The sequence below is a fragment of the Azospirillum sp. HJ39 genome (assembly GCF_041507355.1).
Classification (GTDB): domain Bacteria; phylum Pseudomonadota; class Alphaproteobacteria; order Azospirillales; family Azospirillaceae; genus Azospirillum; species Azospirillum thiophilum.
In genome coordinates this window covers 626,003-641,515 of sequence record NZ_CP167905.1, presented here as the reverse complement: position 1 = coordinate 641,515, position 15,513 = coordinate 626,003, and the positions used below count along the sequence as shown (strand labels likewise).

The window sequence follows — 15,513 nt, the reverse complement described above, 5'->3', positions numbered from 1 at the left end:
ATGCCAATGCGGTGGAAGCTACGCAGGAACCGTACCATTCCCGATGAGAGGACTCAGGTTTTATAAAAATCATTATATTACAATGTTTTGACTAAACTGCGCTTGAAATGTTCGTACATACCCCCGTATAGGAAATTGCGCAATTTGAATGCATGTGCACGAATGAATTGGCGAAACTATGGGCTTTGAATGCAGTTAGAAGTGAATGTATGCTTTCTTCGCGCTTGTCATCCGGCGCCCTAACCGGAAAAGGACATCCCCCGACATGAGCGACCTTTCCATCTACGACCGCCAGGAATTCGGCAAACCGCTCGGTTTCGGCCGCAAGACGGCTTTGCTGGTCATCGATTTCCAGCTCGGCTTCACCCGCGAGGACGCATTCGGCGGCTTCAACATCAACGACGCCATCGCGGCGACCGCCGAACTTCTGGGCCACGCCCGCGCCGCCGGGCTGCCGATCGCCCATGCCTGCTTCATCGCCCCGGACGCCGTCGGCGGCATCGGTCCCTTCGGTGAGAAGATCCCCAACCTGTTGAAGCTGACCGCCGATGCACCCGACACCGCCTTCGCCCCGGCCGTGACGCCGTTGGAGGGCGAATACATCGTCCGCAAGCAGCATGCCTCGGCCTTCTTCGGGACCGGCCTGTCGAGCTGGCTGCGCGCCAACGGCGTGGATACGCTGCTGGTGACCGGCTGCACCACCTCGGGCTGCGTGCGGGCCAGCGTGATCGATGCCTCCGCCCACGGGCTGCGGCCGATCGTCGTCGAGGAGTGCGTCGGCGACCGCGCCGAGGAGCCGCACCGCGCCAACCTGTTCGACATGCGGCAGAAATATGCCGACGTGATGCCGCTGCAGGCGGTCATCGGCCAGATCGGCCTGGCCAAGGCCGCCTGATCCGGGGGAGGTCCGGCGTTCGCGCTCCCGACCTCCCATCCGAAGCTTGTCCCTGCCGGTTCCGGCCGGTCCACGCCAATCGAAAGCAGCAGCGCATGTCCACCGCGACCATTCCGGTCGGGGCGGCCGGCCCGACCGGCGACGCCCCCTCCTTGCCCGGAGCCTGCGAAAGCGAGATCCTCGCCTGCCTGGACGCCATCGACCGGCTCAATCCTGTTCTCAATGCCATCCTGGCCGTCGCCCGGGGGACGGCGCTCGACCGTGCCCGCATGCTTGACCGCGAACGGGCGGTCGGCGACTGGCCGGGGTTGCTCGATGGCGTGCCGGTCACGATCAAGGACTGCTTCGAGCTGGCCGGGGAGACGACCAGCTACGGCTCGGTCCGCTTCGCCGCCGAAGGGCGGCGTGACGCCGCCGTGGTCCGGCGCCTGAAGGCGTCCGGTGCAGTCATCATTGGGCGCAACAACCTCAGCGAATTCTGCCTGGGCTCGACCAATCAAAACGAACATCACGGCTCCTGCCGTAACCCGTGGAACACCGCCCATGTGCCGGGCGGGTCGAGCGGCGGGTCGGCCTCCGCGGTGGCGGCCGGCCTGTGCCGGATCTCCATCGGCACCGACACCGGCGGGTCGATCCGCATCCCCGCTTCGCTGTGCGGCGTGGTCGGTCTGCGGCCCAGCGTCGGCCGGGTATCGAACGCCGGCGTGATCGCCTGCAGCGTCGATTTCGACACCGTCGGGCCGCTGGCTTATTCGGTGTCCGACGTCGCCCGCGCCTTTGCCGCCATCGCCGGCTACGACCCGGACGATCCCAACTCGGTCGACGTGCCGCTTGGCAATGTCCTGCCGACACTGCGCGACGGCATCGCCGGGCTGCGCATCGGTCTGCCGCGCAACTTTTACTTCGACGGGCTCCAGCCGGCGGTGGCCGAGCGGCTGCGCGAGGCGGTGGCGGTGTTGGAGCGCGCGGGAGCCACGCTGGTGGACATCACCGTCGAGGATGCGGAGGTGGCGCAGGCGCGAACCGGCTTCTCGCTGCTGGTCGCCGACATGGCCCAGTATCACCTGGACAAGATCGAGACGGCGCCCGAGGGAATCGGCCCGGAGGTGCTGCGCCGCCTGAAGCTCGGCCTGCCGGTCAGCGGCGTCGACTATGCCGGATCCCGGCGCTGGCTGGCCGGCTGGAAGCTGCGGTTCCGCGCGCTGTTCGAGCGGGTCGACCTGATCGTGACCCCGACCACCCCGATCGTCGCCCCGGCCATAGCCGACACCGCCGACATGATCGAGGCGACGCGGGCGGTCAGCCGCTTCACTTACGGCTTCGGCGCGCTCGGCCTGCCGGCGATGACCGTGCCCTGTGGCTTCGGCGCCGGCGGCCTGCCGGTCGGCATGCAGATCGTCGGCCGCTGGTTCGACGAGCCGTCGGTGCTGCGCGCCGGCGCCGCTTTCCAGGCCGCGACCGACCATCACCGCCAACGCCCGCACTTCGCCTGACCGTTCTTTCAAGGAGGCACCTCATGGAACCCTATGAACTCACGGCCAGCGAGGCCGCCCGGTCCATCCGCGAGGGCCGGCTGACCAGCGAGGCGCTGGTGCGGTCCTGCCTGGAACGGATCGAAGCGCGCGATCCGGAGATCCGCGCCTGGATCCACGTCGATCCCGCCCTGGCGCTTGCAGCCGCCCGCGAGGCCGACAAGCGCTTCGCCAGCGATCCTTCGGTCGTCGGGCCGCTGCATGGAGTGCCTTTCGGCGTCAAGGACGTGATCGACACCGCCGACCTGCCGACCACCCACAATTCGCCGATCTTCCAGGGTCACCGGCCGAGCCGCGATGCGGCCTGCGTCGCCATTGCGCGCAGTGCCGGCGGCATCCTGCTCGGCAAGACCGACACGGTGGAGTTCGCGTCCGGCGGCCGCAAGGCGGCGACCCGCAACCCGATCGACACCGCCCACACGCCGGGCGGCTCCTCGTCGGGGTCGGGAGCGGCGGTCGGCGACCGCCATGTGCCGCTCGCCTTCGGCACCCAGACCGGCGGCTCGCACATCCGCCCGGCCGCCTTCAACGGCATCTACGGCTTCAAGCCGACCTGGGGCGCGGTCAGCCGTGAGGGCGTCAAGCATTACGCGGTGTCGCTCGACACCATCGGTTGGTACGGCCGCTCGGTCGCCGATCTCGCCCTGATGGCCGAGGTCTTCCGGTTGGAGGGGATGGGCGAAACCACGCCGGTCTCCCTGGCCGGGCTGCGGGTCGGTCTCTGCCGCTCGCCGGTCTGGTCGAGCATCGAGCCGGCCGGCGAAGCAGCCCTCCTTCTCGCTGCCCGCAGGTTGGAAGAGGCGGGAGCGGTCGTCGAGCCCTTCGAACTGCCCGACGATTTTTCGACCCTTGCCGAGGTACAGGACGTCATCCGCCGCGGCGAGGGGCGGGCCGCCTTTCTCGACCTCTATCTCAGCGACCGCCATCGGCTGCATGACGAACTGGCCGACCATTGCGAGCATAACCGGGGGATCACCGCCCGCAGCCTGACCGAAGCCTATGACGTCGCCGGCCATTGCCGCGCCCGCTTCGCCGGGCTGTTCGACCGCATCGACGTGATTTTGACCCCGCCGGCCCCCGGCGAAGCACCGAAGGGGCTGCACACCACCGGCGATCACGTCTTCAACGGCATCTGGACGGTTCTGCACGTGCCGTGTCTCGCCATGCCCTGCACCCGTGGACCGCAAGGCCTGCCGGTCGGGGTGCAATTCGTGGCGCCGCGCTTTGCCGATGCCCGCCTTCTGGCGATGGCGGAGGCGATGGCTCCGGCGGTGGATCCGGCAGCAGCGTGATGGGCATCGCCCCCTCGCGTCGCGTCACGATCCGCGATAACCTGGGGTTATGAACATCAGGCAGCTCGAAGCCTTCAAGGCCGTCGTCGAACTGGGAAGCTTCACGCGGGCGGCTGAAAGGCTGCATCTTTCCCAGCCCGCGGTCAGCAAGCTGATCATGCTGCTCGAGCGCAACTGCGGCTTTGCCCTGTTCCATCGGCAGAAGAACGGCGTCATCCCCACCGCCGAAGGCGAGATGCTCCATTCGGAGGTCGAGCGGGTCTTTCTCGGCGTCGAGTCCGTGTCGGCACGGGCGCGCGCCATCCGGCAGCTCGACTATGGCGAGATCGAGATCGTCGCGTTTCCATCGCTCGCCACCCGTGTCCTGCCGCCGATCCTGGCGCACTTCCTTCGGTCGAAGCCGGGGCTGCGGGTGACGGTGTCGAGCCGCAATTCCTGGCTGCTCGTCGACCGGGTCGCCTCGCAAGGGGTCGACGTCGGCTTCGGCATGGTCGCCACCGAGCGTCCCGGCGTCCGTTTCGACAGGCTGTGTTCGATGGACGCGGTCTGCGTTCTTCCGGCCGGCCACAGGCTGGCCGCGTGCCCGGTGATCGAGGCCGGGGATCTGCATGGCGAGCGCTTCGTCGCCATGGCCGAGGAGGATCGGGCCCAGCTCAAGGTCGATCTGGCCTTTTCCGATTGCGGTGCCCGGCGCGACATCGTCCTCAAGGCACAGCTTACCGAAGCCTGCTGCTCCTTCGTGGCTGCCGGGGTCGGGGTCGCCGTCGTGGACCCCCTGAGCACCGTCGATTTCGCCCCGGGCCAGCTCGTCGTTCGTCCCTTCCGGCCGCTGGTGACCTACGACATCTGGACCGTCACGCCCAGCTATCGGGAAATCCCGTTGGCCTCCCAAGCCCTGATCGCGCATGTCCGCACCGGCTTGACGGCGAGAATCGCGGAGTTTGCCGGAACAATCGGCACTCCGGAATAGGTGCCCCGGAACTGGGCGGCGGCAGACATATCCTCCGGTTATGACAGAGCGGCCACAAGCGATTTGACCGCACCGGCGGGCAGGCCGCTCAATTCCATCGCAATGAACGGGAACCGGCACGGGCGGAGCCTTCCTGCCGATGTCCCGTCGTCGATGATTTGAGGTGGATGATGGACGCTATTACCGTGCTTACCCCGACGGGGACGCTTGGATACGGTTTCGGCGAGGATGCCTTGGCCCGCGGCATGTCGCTGGGGCCGGCTGTCATTGCGGTGGACGCCGGTTCGACCGATCCCGGGCCGCATTACCTCGGTTCCGGCAAGCCGCTGGTATCGGATGTCAGCATCAAGCGGGAACTGACTGCGCTCATCCGCGCCGGACGGCAGGCCGGCATCCCGGTCATCGTCGGCAGCGTCGGCGGTTCGGGGTCGGGGGTCCAGGTCGAGCGGACCGCCCAGCTGGTTCGCGAGATCGCCCGGGAGCAAAATCTGTCGTTCAGGCTCGCGACCATCCGCTCCGACATTCCGATCGAACGGGCCAAGCGGGCAGTCGCGGCCGGTGAGATCGTCGATTTCGAGGCCGGAAGCCCGCTGACCGGGGAACTGCTGGACGAGACCGTGACGCTGGTCGCGCAGATGGGGCACGAGCCGATCTGCGCGGCGCTCGACGGTGGCGCGGACGTCGTCATCGCCGGCCGGGCCTGCGACGATTCGGTGATTGCCGCCTTCCCGATCTGGCGCGGGGCGGACCCGGCCCTGGCGATCCATATGGGAAAGATCCTCGAATGCGGCGCCTTCTCGGCCGAGCCTTTCGCCATGGACGTGATGCTCGGCACGGTGGAGGGGGACAGCTTCCTGCTGGAGCCCGGCAGCACGGCACGGCGTGCCTCGGTCAAATCGGTCGCCGCGCATTCGCTCTACGAGCGGGAAAATCCCTTCAGGCAATCCGGCCCCGGCCATGAGATCGATCTGTCCGGCTGCTCGTTCGAGCAGGTCGGGGACCGTCAGGTCCGGGTGCGCGGTGCCACGCTGACGGAAACGGCCGACTATTATGTGAAGCTGGAGGGAGCGAGGCTTGCCGGCTACCGGTCCATCGCGATCGCCGGCATCCGTTGCCCGACCACCATCCGGGCGCTCGACGCGATCCTGGCCGATGTCCGCGGCAAGGCGTTGGATTACTTCGCTCCGGCACCGATTGCCGTGGCCTTCCACGTCTATGGCGGCAACGGGGTGATGAAGGAACTGGAACCGGAAACGGCGCTCCAGCGCGAGATCGGCTTGGTGATCGAGGTGACGGCGGCCGACCAGGAGCTGGCGCATGCGGCCTGCCACCAGATCAGCGGCGCGATGCTGCATTATCACTATCCGGGGATCATCAACACCTCGGGCAACCTCGCCTTCCCCTATTCGCCCTCGGACCTCGATCTGGGGCCGGTCTACGAGTTCAGCGCCTACCACCTGATGAAGGTCGACACGCCGACCGAGCTTTTCCCCATCCGCTACGAGGATCTGTGAGATGAACACGCGTCCCCTCAAGGATCTCGCCGACATCGTCCGCAGCAAGAACGCCGGTCCCTACCGGATCACCTTCGACATCCTGTTCAAGGACAAGGCACGCTACGAGGCCGTCCGTGCGACCGGCGCGATCAGCGCGGAGTCGGTTGCCAGGGCCTATGGCATCGATGTCGGACAGGTGTCTTCCTTCTTCGAGATCGACATGGCCAACGCGATCAAGATCACCATCAAGCGTCCACGCACCCAGGGCTCGTCCGGGGATGGCGACATGTATGGTTGCCAGCACCATGTTCCGCTGATGCTGATCGAGGTGCCGACGGCATAGCGTTCTGCCGACTCCGGCGGATCGGCGTCAGAGGCATCTGTCCTGATGTCGGTCCCGGCCGGGCCTCCGTTGATCATCATTCCGCCAGGGAATGGCTTGGCGTTACCGGTCCGGTGCGGTTTCCTCCAGCAGCCAATCCCGGAACGCGACCAGCGGCGGGTGCAAGGCGCGCTCGGAGGGCCAGACGAGATAATAGGCCTCGGCGCTCTTCATCGGCAGGTCCAGGGCCTTGACGAGCGTGCCGGTGCGCAATTCGTCCTCGATCAGGAATTCGGGCAGCAGGGCGATCCCCACGCCGGCCGCCGCCGCCTGGGCGGCCGTGGCGAACTGGTCGAACAGCATGCCGTGAACGGCGTGGGCGTCGGCGCCATGCTGCATCAGCCAGCGTTCCCACGCATCTGGGCGCGTCGTCAGGTGCAGCAGCGGCGCCTTCCTCAGATCGCCGGCTGCCTCGAAGCCGTGCCGGTCCCGCAGCTCCGGGCTGCAGGCGGGCACCACCGTTTCCGAACGCAGCAGGGCGCAGTCCGCTCCGGACCAATCGGCGGTGCCGAAATGGATGGCGGCGTCGATCGGTTCGAGCCGGAAGTCGAAATGCGACAGCCGGGTCATCAGGTTGATGGTGATGCCGGGATTGCCGGCGATGAATTTGGGCAGCCGGGGCGCCAGCCAGCGCGCTCCGAAGGTCGGCAGGATGGCCAGCGTCAGGGTGCCGCCGAATGGGTTGGCCCGCAGGTTCAGCGACGCCGTGCTGATCTTGCGCAGGGCGTCGCGGATTTCTCGGGCGTAGCCGATTCCCCCGGCCGTCAGCCGGATCGTCTGACGCTCCCGATGGAAAAGCTCGACCTCCAGCTGCTCCTCCAAGGCCCTGATCTGCCGGCTCACGGCGCTCTGGGTCAGAGACAGCTCGCGCGCGGCCGCGGTCACGCTGCCTGTCCGCGCGGCCGCCTCGAAGGCGGACAGCAGGGCAAGCGAGGGCAGAAAGCGGCGGGGACCCTGCATGTCATTCTCCAGGCGAATAACCTCGTGCAGAAAGATCGCTTGGCGGCCCGGTCCGGCGCAAGCCAGTCTGGCGGGGCGTCGCGCGATTCCGGCGGTGGAACGCAGCCCGCGCGACCTCGCAGAACCTTGTATGGGCAGGGAGACCCCGTTGGCATGCTGAACGATCCGCGCTCTCATGGGCTTTGGGAAATGACCGCGCCGCCTGCGCCCCCGACCGTTGCCCTGGCCGGATCGCAACGGGCCGACGTCGTCGTCGTGGGGGCCGGCTACACCGGCCTTTCGGCGGCGCTTCATCTGGCCGAAGGCGGCGCCGGGGTGGTGGTCCTGGAGGCGGCGGAAGTCGGGTTCGGCGGTGCCGGCCGCAATGTCGGTCTGGTGAACGCCGGCATGTGGGTGATGCCGGAGGCCCTGGTCGAGGTGCTGGGATCCGAGTATGGCGAACGACTTCTGGACTTTCTCGGAAACGCACCGAGGGTGGTGTTCGATCTGGTCGAGCGGCACGGCATCTCCTGCGAGGCCGGGACGAGCGGCACGATCCATTGCGCGGTCGGGGCCAAGGGCCTCCGTGAACTGGAGGACCGCGCGGCGCAGTGGCAGCGCCGCGGCGCTCCGGTGGAACTGCTGACCGCGGCCCAGACGGCGGACAAGGTCGGGACCTCCGCCTATGCCGGTGGGCTGCTCGACAGTCGCGCCGGCACCATCCAGCCGCTCGCCTACGCCCGCGGTCTCGCCCGTGCGGCCATGGCCGCGGGCGCCCGCATCTTCACCGGCAGCCCGGTGCTCTCCACCGAGAAAACCGGGGGAGGATGGACGGTGCGCACACCCGCCGGGGATGTTTCCGCCGACTGGGTCGTCGTAGCCACCGACGCCTATTCGAGCGGGCCATGGGCGGCGATCCGCGAGGAGCAGGTTCATCTGCCCTATTTCAACTTCGCGACCGAGCCGCTGAGCGAGGCGGCGCGAGCCGAGATCCTGCCCGAACGCCAGGGCGCGTGGGACACCAAGGAGGTGCTCAGCTCGTTCCGGTTCGACCGGGCCGGGCGTCTGGTGTTCGGCAGCGTCGGCGCGTTGAAGGGTGCCGGTGCGGCGGTGCATCGGGCCTGGGCCAGGCGCGCGCTCAAGCGGCTGTTCCCCCGTATCGGCGATGTGCGGTTCGAAGCCGAATGGTATGGCCTGATCGGCATGACGAGCGACAACCTGCCGCGCTTCCACAAGCTGGACCGGAACGTCCTGTCCTTCTGCGGCTACAATGGGCGCGGCATCGCTCCCGGCACCGTGTTCGGCCGCGCTCTGGCGTCCCACATCCTTGGGCAGGTCGGGGAACAGGATCTGCCGCTTCCGCTGTCGATGCCCGAAAATCCGCCGTTCCGGGCCGCCAGGGAAGCCTATTACGAGGTGGGCGCGCAGTTGGCCCATCTGGCCGGCGCGCGCCTGTAGGCGGTTCGGCTGGGGCGGCGGTCAGGCCGCGTTGAGGGTCGACGCGAACAGGTCGAGCCGCTCCAGCGTGAACGAGACGAAATTGTCGACGAGATTGAACGAACGCGCCGCCTTCGGCCGGATCAGCCAGATGTCGAATTCGACGGTGGGCTCGAACCGGCGGACGACGATGCGCGTGTCGTCGTTGTTGAAGGCGCTGATCGGATCGACCACGGCGACGCCGGCCTTCGCCGCGACGAAGGAAAAGGCGGTTTCCGATTGGCCGGCTTCGATCCGGCTGCGCCGTGCCACCTTCAATTCGTCGAACACCCGGTCGATCATGAAGCGTGAGTGATCCTGGGGGCCGAGGGAAACGAAATCCTCGTTCGCGAGGTCGTTGGCGTGGATCGTCTGGCGGTCGGCCAGATGATGCCCCGTCGGCAGGATGCAGACCCCGCGCAGTCGGTGCAGATGGGCGCTGACCACCTCGGGCCGGTCGCCAGGCAGGATGCTCAGTCCGAAATCCACATGCTGGGCGGCGACGGCGTCGATCAGGCTGCGTGAGCGCATGCTTTCCAGCCGGAAGCGCGTGTCGGGATGCGCCTCGCAGAAGCCCCACACGATGTCGGGCAACACCCGCCGGGCGATGGCGGGAAATGCGCCGAGGCTGACCGACCCCCAGTTCTGGTCGCGCAGCGCCGTCGCCACCCGTGCGATCTGGCCGACGCCGATGAACATGCGCTGGACCTCGTTGTAGAGGGCTTCGGCCTCGCGGGTCGGCGTGATCTTGCTCCCCTGCCGGTTGAACAGGCGGAAGCCACAGCTGCGCTCGAATTGTGCGATCAGCTGGCTGACGGCGGGTTGCGAGATGCTCAGCCGCTCGCCGGCACGCGTCACGCTACCGCTTGCCATGACCGCCTGGAAAGCTTCGATCTGTCGGACGTTCATCGCAAGCCATCATAAGTTCAGCTTATTCTCATGGGCAAATTATCTATTATGACATTATGAAAGACAACGCGATCATGGGCTCCGAAGCGCCGATCCCATCGGTTTTTCGTCCGCTCAAGCAAAGGGGGATCTCCATGACGCCTCGTTTCGCCAAGCCGCTTGCACTCCTCTCCATCCTGGCGACCGGCCTTGTTTTTGGTGCGGGTGCCCAGGCCGATCAACTCGACCGCGTCAAGCAGCGCGGCAAGCTGATCGCCGGCATCCGGAACGATTACGTGCCCTTCGGCTTCCTCGACCAGAAGGGTGAATTGACTGGATTCGAGATCGATCTCGCACGGGCCGTCGCCAAGGACATGTTCGGCTCGGAGACCGCGATCGAACTGGTCCCGGTCGTCGCCTCGAACCGAATCGAGCTGTTGAATGCCGGGCGTATCGACGTGATCTTTGCGACGCTGGGCAAGACGGCCGACCGGGAAAAGGTCATCGACTACACGGCCGAATATTATCTGATGGCCGGCATGGTTCTGCTGGCGCCGAAGTCGGCCGAGTATAAATCCTGGAACGACGTCAAGGGCCGCAAGCTCTGCGGAAGCCAGGGAAACGTCTACAACAGGACCTTGATCGAGAAATACGGTGCGGAGCTGGTCCTGTTCACCGGAACGTCGGAGATTTACAAGGCATTCCAGGACAACCGCTGCGACGCCATCGCCTATGACGGCCCGAACCTGCACATGAAGGTGAATGAGGAGGGTTGGAGCGACAAGTACAAGATCGCGCTCGATACGTTCGACTACATCCCCATCGGCGGCGGCGTCCGCAAGAACGAGCCCGCCTTCCTGAACGCCGTCAACAAGGCGATCATCCGGGCCGAAGCGTCGGGTCTGATGGCGGATGGCGAGAAGAAATACAATCTCGGCGTCAGCGACTATGTGACCAAGCGGGCTGCGGACGCAAAGGTGAAGGCCGCCGCGGCGAATTGAGCCGCCATGGCGGTCAAGCCCTTCGCGCCATCGGAAAGAAGCCATGCACAAGATCGAGGTCACGTCACGGCGAGCGCCGCGGGTGGTGGAGCAGGCCCTGTGCCTGAACGATTTCGAGCCGCTCGCCGAGCGGAAGCTGCCACGGGCGATCTTCAAATACGTCTCCGGCCATGCCGAGGACGGCGCGACGCATCGCCGGAACCTGAAGAGCTTTGCCGAACGCTCCTTCGTTCCGAATGTTCTTGTCGACGTCTCGCGGACGGATGCCTCGACCCGCATCTTCGGGGTCGATTATGCCAGTCCCTTCGGGATCGCCCCCATGGGGTTCAGCCGGCTGGTGGCGCCGGATTGCGACGTGCTCTTCGCGCAGGAGGCGGCGCGGGCGAGGCTTCCGTTCATCCTGAGCGGAGCGTCCCTGACCCGGTTGGAGGAGGTGCGGCAGGCCGGGGCGACGAGCTGGTTCCAGGCCTACATTCCGGGCGACGAGACGCGGATCCTTCCGCTGGTCGAACGGGTGGAGCGGGCGGGATTCGACACGCTGGTGGTGACCGTCGATACGGCGGTGCATGGCCAGCATGAACTCGCCGCGCGCCATGGCTTCCGCTCGCCGGTGCGGCCGACCGCCGATCTTGCGTGGCAGGGAGTGACGAGGCCGGTCTGGCTGTGGCGGGTGCTGCTGCGCAGCCTGTTGACACGCAACGCGCCGCATTTCGAGAACATGGATGCGGAGCGTGGGCCGCCGGTGTTCTCCCGGACGCTCGTCCGCGACATCGGCCTGCGGTCGAGCCTGTCCTGGACGCATATCGAACTGCTTCGCCGGCGCTGGACGGGCAAGCTCGTCCTCAAGGGGGTGATGTCGGCCGCGGACGCGCGGATGGCCGAGAAGGTCGGTGTCGACGGCGTCATCGTCTCCAACCATGGCGGCCGGCAGATCGACTGCGCCCAAGCCTCGCTCGACCTGCTGGAGCGCATCGCCGGTCAGGTCGACCGTCTGGCCGTGATGTTCGACGGTGGCATCCGCCGTGGCAGCGACGTCCTGAAGGCGGTGAAGCTCGGCGCGCAACTCGTCTTCGTCGGGCGGCCTTTCCTGCTGGCTGCGGCGGCCGGCGACCGGGTGGGGGTGGAGCATGCCATCGCCCTGCTGAAGGACGAGATCACCCGGACCATGGCGTTGTTGGGCATCAACCGGCTCGACGAGTTCGACGACATTCCACTCATTCGTGACAGCCGGGGCTGAGCGCATGCGGACACCTGTTCGATTCCCGATTGCAGGAGCACCGGCATGACGCTTGATTTCAGCTGGCTGCTCGACCCGCTCTATCAGACATGGCTGTTGCGCGGCATCGGCACGACGATCCTGCTCAGTCTGCTGGGCATGGTCCTGATGTTCGCCATCGGCATCGCCGGCGCCGCCTGCCTTCACCTGAAGCTGCGGTTCCTGCAATCGCCGGTCACGATCTTCGTCGAGCTGTTCCGCAACACCCCGCCGCTCGTCCAGCTGTTCTTCCTGTATTTCATGCTGTCCGAGATCGGCCTGACGCTGACCGATCCGGTGACGGGCGGCCGGATCCCGCTGTTCACCGGCTTCACCTGCGTGGTGCTGTCGCTCGGCCTCTACAATGGGGCCATCGCGGTCGAAATCATCCGGTCCGGCCTGCTGGCCGTGCCGGCCCAGACCGTCGAGGGCGCCCGCTCGCTGGGATATTCCCGCCTGCAGACCTTCCGCTACGTCGAATTGCCCATCGGCCTCAGGATGAGCATCCCGCCCATGACAAGCAACATCGTCAGCCTGATCAAGACCTCGTCCCAGGCCGTGCTGGTGGCCGTGGCGGACATCATGTACGGGGCGACGCAGATCATGCTGGAGACGTTCCGCAATCTGGAGGTCATGCTGCTGATCTGGGTCATCTACCTCGTGATCGCCAGCCTTGCCGTGCTGGTGGTGCGAAGGATCGCCGCCCTCTTCCGCATCCCCGGCTACGGATCGTGACGGCCATGAATGCGGAGCTCAAGCTTTTCGCCCTCGGCACCGCCGGTGTCACGCTGGTCCTCGCGGCGCTGCTCGTCACCGTCTATGGCGCCGAGACCGGACCCGTCCTCCATGCGCTCGCCGCGCGGACGCCGCTGCTGCTGAGCGGTTCCCCGGACTTCAGCAGGTTCGAAGGAGGTTTCGCTGCCAACATCGTCATCAGCATCTGGGCGATGGCCATCGCCGCCGTCGCCGGCACCGCGCTCGGCGTCGGGATGATCTCGCAATCCTCCCTGGTGCGGACCCCGTCGTTCCTCGTGATGAACGTGCTGCGGAACTCGCCCTGGCTCGTCGTGCTTTACGCGATGCTCTATCTGCTGCCGTTCGAGATCGAGCTGTTCGGCACCGTCTTTTCGTTCTCGCCGATGATCAAGGCGATCATCGGGCTGGCGCTGACGGTGACGGCCAACGTCGCCGAGGTGTTTCGCGGCGGCGTCGAGGCTGTCCCGACCGGCCAATGGGAATCGGCCCGCTCGCTGGGCTACCGTCGGCTGCAGATTCTGCGCCGGGTCGTGGTGCCGCAAGCGATCCAGTTCATGACGCCGAACCTGATGACGACCTACGCGATGCTGTTCATCGGCACCAGCCTGGTCGTGGTGACGGGGGCCGACGACGTGCTGTCGGTCGCCCGCACCGTCATCGCCAGCGACGGCGCCCATTACGCCACCGCGATCTACCTTTACGTGCTGTTCCTCTTCTTCATCTTCTGCTTTCCGATCGCCATCCTGACGCGTTGGCTGGAACAACGGGTGCGAGTTCGCCAATGACAGATCATCAGCAATCCGCCCCGTTCATCGAGATGCGGGACGTCCATAAATCCTTCGGTTCCACCGCGGTCCTCAAGGGCGTGACGCTGTCCGTCCGCGACGGCGGGGTGGTCTGCATCATCGGGCCCTCCGGTTCGGGAAAATCGACGATCCTGCGCTGCATCAACGGCCTGATGACGATCGACCGGGGCACGATCCGCGTCGGCTCCTTCGCGGTCGAGACGCTGAAGAGCGACAAGCAACTGGTTCCGCTGCGGCATCAGGTCGCCATGGTCTTCCAGCAGTACAACCTCTTCCCGCACCGCACGGTGCTGCAGAACCTGACCATGGCGCCGGTCCAGGTGCTGGGCGAGAATCCGGCCGCCGTGCGCGAACGGGCGCTGGCCCTGCTCGCCAAGGTCCGGTTGACGGGAAAGCAGGATTCCTACCCCGGCGAACTGTCCGGCGGCCAGCAGCAGCGCGTCGCCATCGCCCGCGCGCTCGCCATGCAGCCGAAGGTCATCCTGTTCGACGAGGTCACCGCCGCGCTCGACCCCGAGATGGTCAGCGAGGTTCTGAACGTCATCCGCGATCTGGCGCGCGAGGGCATGACCTGCGTGCTGGTCACGCACGAGATGCGCTTCGCCCAGGAGGTCGCGGACGAGGTCTTCTTCACCGACCGCGGCGTGATCGTCGAGCACGGCCCGCCCGGCACGATCTTCCAGAACCCCACCGACCCACGGCTGAAAGCCTTCCTCGACAAGGTTCTGTGACGTCAATTCCAGACAAGAGCAATTCCAGACAAGGGCCATTCCCTCAAGGAACGCGATGACACACCCTCTCAAAATCCTGGTCCCCGATGCCCATCTCCGCGACCTCGACGTCGAGCGCGGCGTCTCGGGCGACCGGCTCGACTATCTCGTGTTCGACGAGACCGACCCGGCGGCCATTCCGGACGAGACCTGGCGCTCCTGCGACGCGATCCTGGTCTGGCACCGCATGCGGATCACGCCGGAAGTCGTCGCGAAGCTCGACAACTGCCGTCTCATCGTAAGGGTCGGCGTCGGTTTCGACAATGTCGACGGCGCGGCGTGCCGGGCGCGCGGCATTCCGGTTTCCAACGTGCCGAACTACGGCACGTCCGAGGTGGCCGACCACGCCCTGGCCATGCTGCTCCACCTCGTGCGCGGGCTGGGATCCTACGAGACCCGGTTGAAGGCCGATCTTGCGGCCGGCTTCATGGCGGAGAACGTTCCGGTGGTGCGCCGGATTCGGGGCGCAACCTTTGGCGCCATCGGCATGGGGCGCATCGGCACCGCGATCATGCGCCGGGCCGCCGCCTTCGACATGAAGGTGATCTACGTCGATCCCTATCTTCCGGAAGGCCATGAACTCGGCCTGGGAATCGAGCGGGTGAGGACGCTGCCGGAGCTGCTGTCCCGCTCCGACGTGGTCAGCCTGCATGTGCCGCTGTCGGAGGCGACCCGCAACCTCATCGGCAGGCCGGAACTGGCGCAGATGAAGCCCGGCGGCATCCTCCTCAACATCGCCCGCGGTGGCCTCGTCGATGTGGACGCCGTGCACGATGCGCTGAAAAGCGGACATCTCGCCGCCGCCGGCCTGGACGTGCTGCCCAAGGAGCCGCCCGTCCCGCCGCCGCCGCTGATCGCGGCCTGGCAGGCGGAGGAACCCTGGCTCGCCGGCCGTCTTGTCGTGACTCCGCACGCCGCCTTCTATTCCGCGGCCGGCTATCTCGACATGCGCACCTTCTCCGCCGAGATCCTGCTCGATTTCCTGTTCGAGGGACGGCTGCGGAACAACGTCAACCCGGGGTGGGACGCGAAGGCGTCCTAAGCCCTCCTTCTTC

15 protein-coding genes are annotated in these 15,513 nt (G+C 66.6%); 13 read left to right on the top strand and 2 right to left on the bottom strand.

Annotated features, from left to right (window positions below; genetic code table 11):
- Positions 1–265 precede the first annotated feature (265 nt).
- The 6 genes from ABMY26_RS03550 to ABMY26_RS03525 all read left to right on the top strand — a co-directional run bounded on the left by ABMY26_RS03550 (position 266) and on the right by ABMY26_RS03525 (position 6,528).
- On the top strand, positions 266–895 hold the full coding sequence (locus ABMY26_RS03550; protein ID WP_372395090.1) for an isochorismatase family protein: 630 nt from the start codon (positions 266–268) through the stop codon (positions 893–895).
- Positions 896–990: 95 nt separating this feature from the next.
- Positions 991–2,388 carry an amidase gene (locus ABMY26_RS03545; protein ID WP_372395089.1) on the top strand — a complete coding sequence of 466 codons (1,398 nt, stop codon included), beginning with the start codon at positions 991–993 and terminating at the stop codon, positions 2,386–2,388.
- A 23-nt stretch (positions 2,389–2,411) separates the two neighbouring features.
- Positions 2,412–3,719: an amidase gene (locus ABMY26_RS03540; protein WP_372395088.1), complete on the top strand. Its 1,308-nt coding sequence runs from the start codon at positions 2,412–2,414 to the stop codon at positions 3,717–3,719.
- Between the two features lie 49 nt (positions 3,720–3,768).
- Positions 3,769–4,689 (top strand): LysR family transcriptional regulator, encoded by a 921-nt coding sequence (locus ABMY26_RS03535; protein ID WP_372395087.1) that lies wholly within the window; start codon positions 3,769–3,771, stop codon positions 4,687–4,689.
- Between the two features lie 185 nt (positions 4,690–4,874).
- Positions 4,875–6,203, top strand: coding sequence for an acyclic terpene utilization AtuA family protein (locus ABMY26_RS03530; RefSeq protein ID WP_372395086.1), 1,329 nt, complete (start codon positions 4,875–4,877; stop codon positions 6,201–6,203).
- 1 nt (position 6,204) lies between these two features.
- Complete coding sequence (locus ABMY26_RS03525; protein WP_372395085.1) at positions 6,205–6,528, top strand: DUF4387 domain-containing protein; 324 nt, start codon at positions 6,205–6,207, stop codon at positions 6,526–6,528.
- A 102-nt stretch (positions 6,529–6,630) separates the two neighbouring features.
- Here the strand turns inward: ABMY26_RS03525 and ABMY26_RS03520 are convergent, their stop codons facing one another.
- On the bottom strand, positions 6,631–7,527 hold the full coding sequence (locus ABMY26_RS03520; RefSeq protein WP_372395084.1) for a LysR family transcriptional regulator: 897 nt from the start codon (positions 7,525–7,527) through the stop codon (positions 6,631–6,633).
- A 153-nt stretch (positions 7,528–7,680) separates the two neighbouring features.
- Here ABMY26_RS03520 and ABMY26_RS03515 point away from each other — a divergent pair, with 153 nt between their 5' ends.
- Positions 7,681–8,964, top strand: coding sequence for an NAD(P)/FAD-dependent oxidoreductase (locus tag ABMY26_RS03515; protein WP_372395083.1), 1,284 nt, complete (start codon positions 7,681–7,683; stop codon positions 8,962–8,964).
- A gap of 21 nt (positions 8,965–8,985) precedes the next feature.
- Here the strand turns inward: ABMY26_RS03515 and ABMY26_RS03510 are convergent, their stop codons facing one another.
- Positions 8,986–9,891 (bottom strand): LysR substrate-binding domain-containing protein, encoded by a 906-nt coding sequence (locus ABMY26_RS03510; protein WP_372395082.1) that lies wholly within the window; start codon positions 9,889–9,891, stop codon positions 8,986–8,988.
- A 134-nt stretch (positions 9,892–10,025) separates the two neighbouring features.
- Here ABMY26_RS03510 and ABMY26_RS03505 point away from each other — a divergent pair, with 134 nt between their 5' ends.
- The 6 genes from ABMY26_RS03505 to ABMY26_RS03480 are packed head-to-tail and all read left to right on the top strand — an operon-like array spanning position 10,026 to position 15,500.
- Positions 10,026–10,871: a transporter substrate-binding domain-containing protein gene (locus ABMY26_RS03505; protein WP_372395081.1), complete on the top strand. Its 846-nt coding sequence runs from the start codon at positions 10,026–10,028 to the stop codon at positions 10,869–10,871.
- Between the two features lie 43 nt (positions 10,872–10,914).
- Positions 10,915–12,108 carry an alpha-hydroxy acid oxidase gene (locus ABMY26_RS03500; RefSeq protein ID WP_372395080.1) on the top strand — a complete coding sequence of 398 codons (1,194 nt, stop codon included), beginning with the start codon at positions 10,915–10,917 and terminating at the stop codon, positions 12,106–12,108.
- A 45-nt stretch (positions 12,109–12,153) separates the two neighbouring features.
- Positions 12,154–12,861, top strand: coding sequence for an amino acid ABC transporter permease (locus ABMY26_RS03495; protein WP_045582839.1), 708 nt, complete (start codon positions 12,154–12,156; stop codon positions 12,859–12,861).
- A 5-nt stretch (positions 12,862–12,866) separates the two neighbouring features.
- A complete protein-coding gene (locus tag ABMY26_RS03490) occupies positions 12,867–13,667 on the top strand; it encodes an amino acid ABC transporter permease (RefSeq protein WP_372395079.1) in 801 nt (266 codons plus the stop codon).
- Positions 13,664–14,419 (top strand): amino acid ABC transporter ATP-binding protein, encoded by a 756-nt coding sequence (locus tag ABMY26_RS03485; protein WP_372395078.1) that lies wholly within the window; start codon positions 13,664–13,666, stop codon positions 14,417–14,419. The genes ABMY26_RS03490 and ABMY26_RS03485 overlap by 4 nt, the downstream gene beginning before the upstream one ends.
- A gap of 55 nt (positions 14,420–14,474) precedes the next feature.
- Positions 14,475–15,500: a C-terminal binding protein gene (locus ABMY26_RS03480; RefSeq protein ID WP_372395077.1), complete on the top strand. Its 1,026-nt coding sequence runs from the start codon at positions 14,475–14,477 to the stop codon at positions 15,498–15,500.
- The last annotated feature ends 13 nt before the right edge of the window (positions 15,501–15,513 follow it).

Bases quoted from the DNA above. Each gene is read 5' to 3' on its own strand.
- ABMY26_RS03495 (WP_045582839.1), top strand. From the start codon at position 12,154: ATGACGCTTGATTTCAGCTGGCTGCTCGACCCGCTCTATCAGACATGG.
- ABMY26_RS03510 (WP_372395082.1), bottom strand. From the start codon at position 9,891: ATGAACGTCCGACAGATCGAAGCTTTCCAGGCGGTCATGGCAAGCGGT.
- ABMY26_RS03525 (WP_372395085.1), top strand. From the start codon at position 6,205: ATGAACACGCGTCCCCTCAAGGATCTCGCCGACATCGTCCGCAGCAAG.
- ABMY26_RS03505 (WP_372395081.1), top strand. From the start codon at position 10,026: ATGACGCCTCGTTTCGCCAAGCCGCTTGCACTCCTCTCCATCCTGGCG.
- ABMY26_RS03535 (WP_372395087.1), top strand. From the start codon at position 3,769: ATGAACATCAGGCAGCTCGAAGCCTTCAAGGCCGTCGTCGAACTGGGA.
- ABMY26_RS03545 (WP_372395089.1), top strand. From the start codon at position 991: ATGTCCACCGCGACCATTCCGGTCGGGGCGGCCGGCCCGACCGGCGAC.
- ABMY26_RS03515 (WP_372395083.1), top strand. From the start codon at position 7,681: ATGCTGAACGATCCGCGCTCTCATGGGCTTTGGGAAATGACCGCGCCG.
- ABMY26_RS03500 (WP_372395080.1), top strand. From the start codon at position 10,915: ATGCACAAGATCGAGGTCACGTCACGGCGAGCGCCGCGGGTGGTGGAG.
- ABMY26_RS03520 (WP_372395084.1), bottom strand. From the start codon at position 7,527: ATGCAGGGTCCCCGCCGCTTTCTGCCCTCGCTTGCCCTGCTGTCCGCC.
- ABMY26_RS03550 (WP_372395090.1), top strand. From the start codon at position 266: ATGAGCGACCTTTCCATCTACGACCGCCAGGAATTCGGCAAACCGCTC.
- ABMY26_RS03480 (WP_372395077.1), top strand. From the start codon at position 14,475: ATGACACACCCTCTCAAAATCCTGGTCCCCGATGCCCATCTCCGCGAC.
- ABMY26_RS03540 (WP_372395088.1), top strand. From the start codon at position 2,412: ATGGAACCCTATGAACTCACGGCCAGCGAGGCCGCCCGGTCCATCCGC.
- ABMY26_RS03485 (WP_372395078.1), top strand. From the start codon at position 13,664: ATGACAGATCATCAGCAATCCGCCCCGTTCATCGAGATGCGGGACGTC.
- ABMY26_RS03490 (WP_372395079.1), top strand. From the start codon at position 12,867: ATGAATGCGGAGCTCAAGCTTTTCGCCCTCGGCACCGCCGGTGTCACG.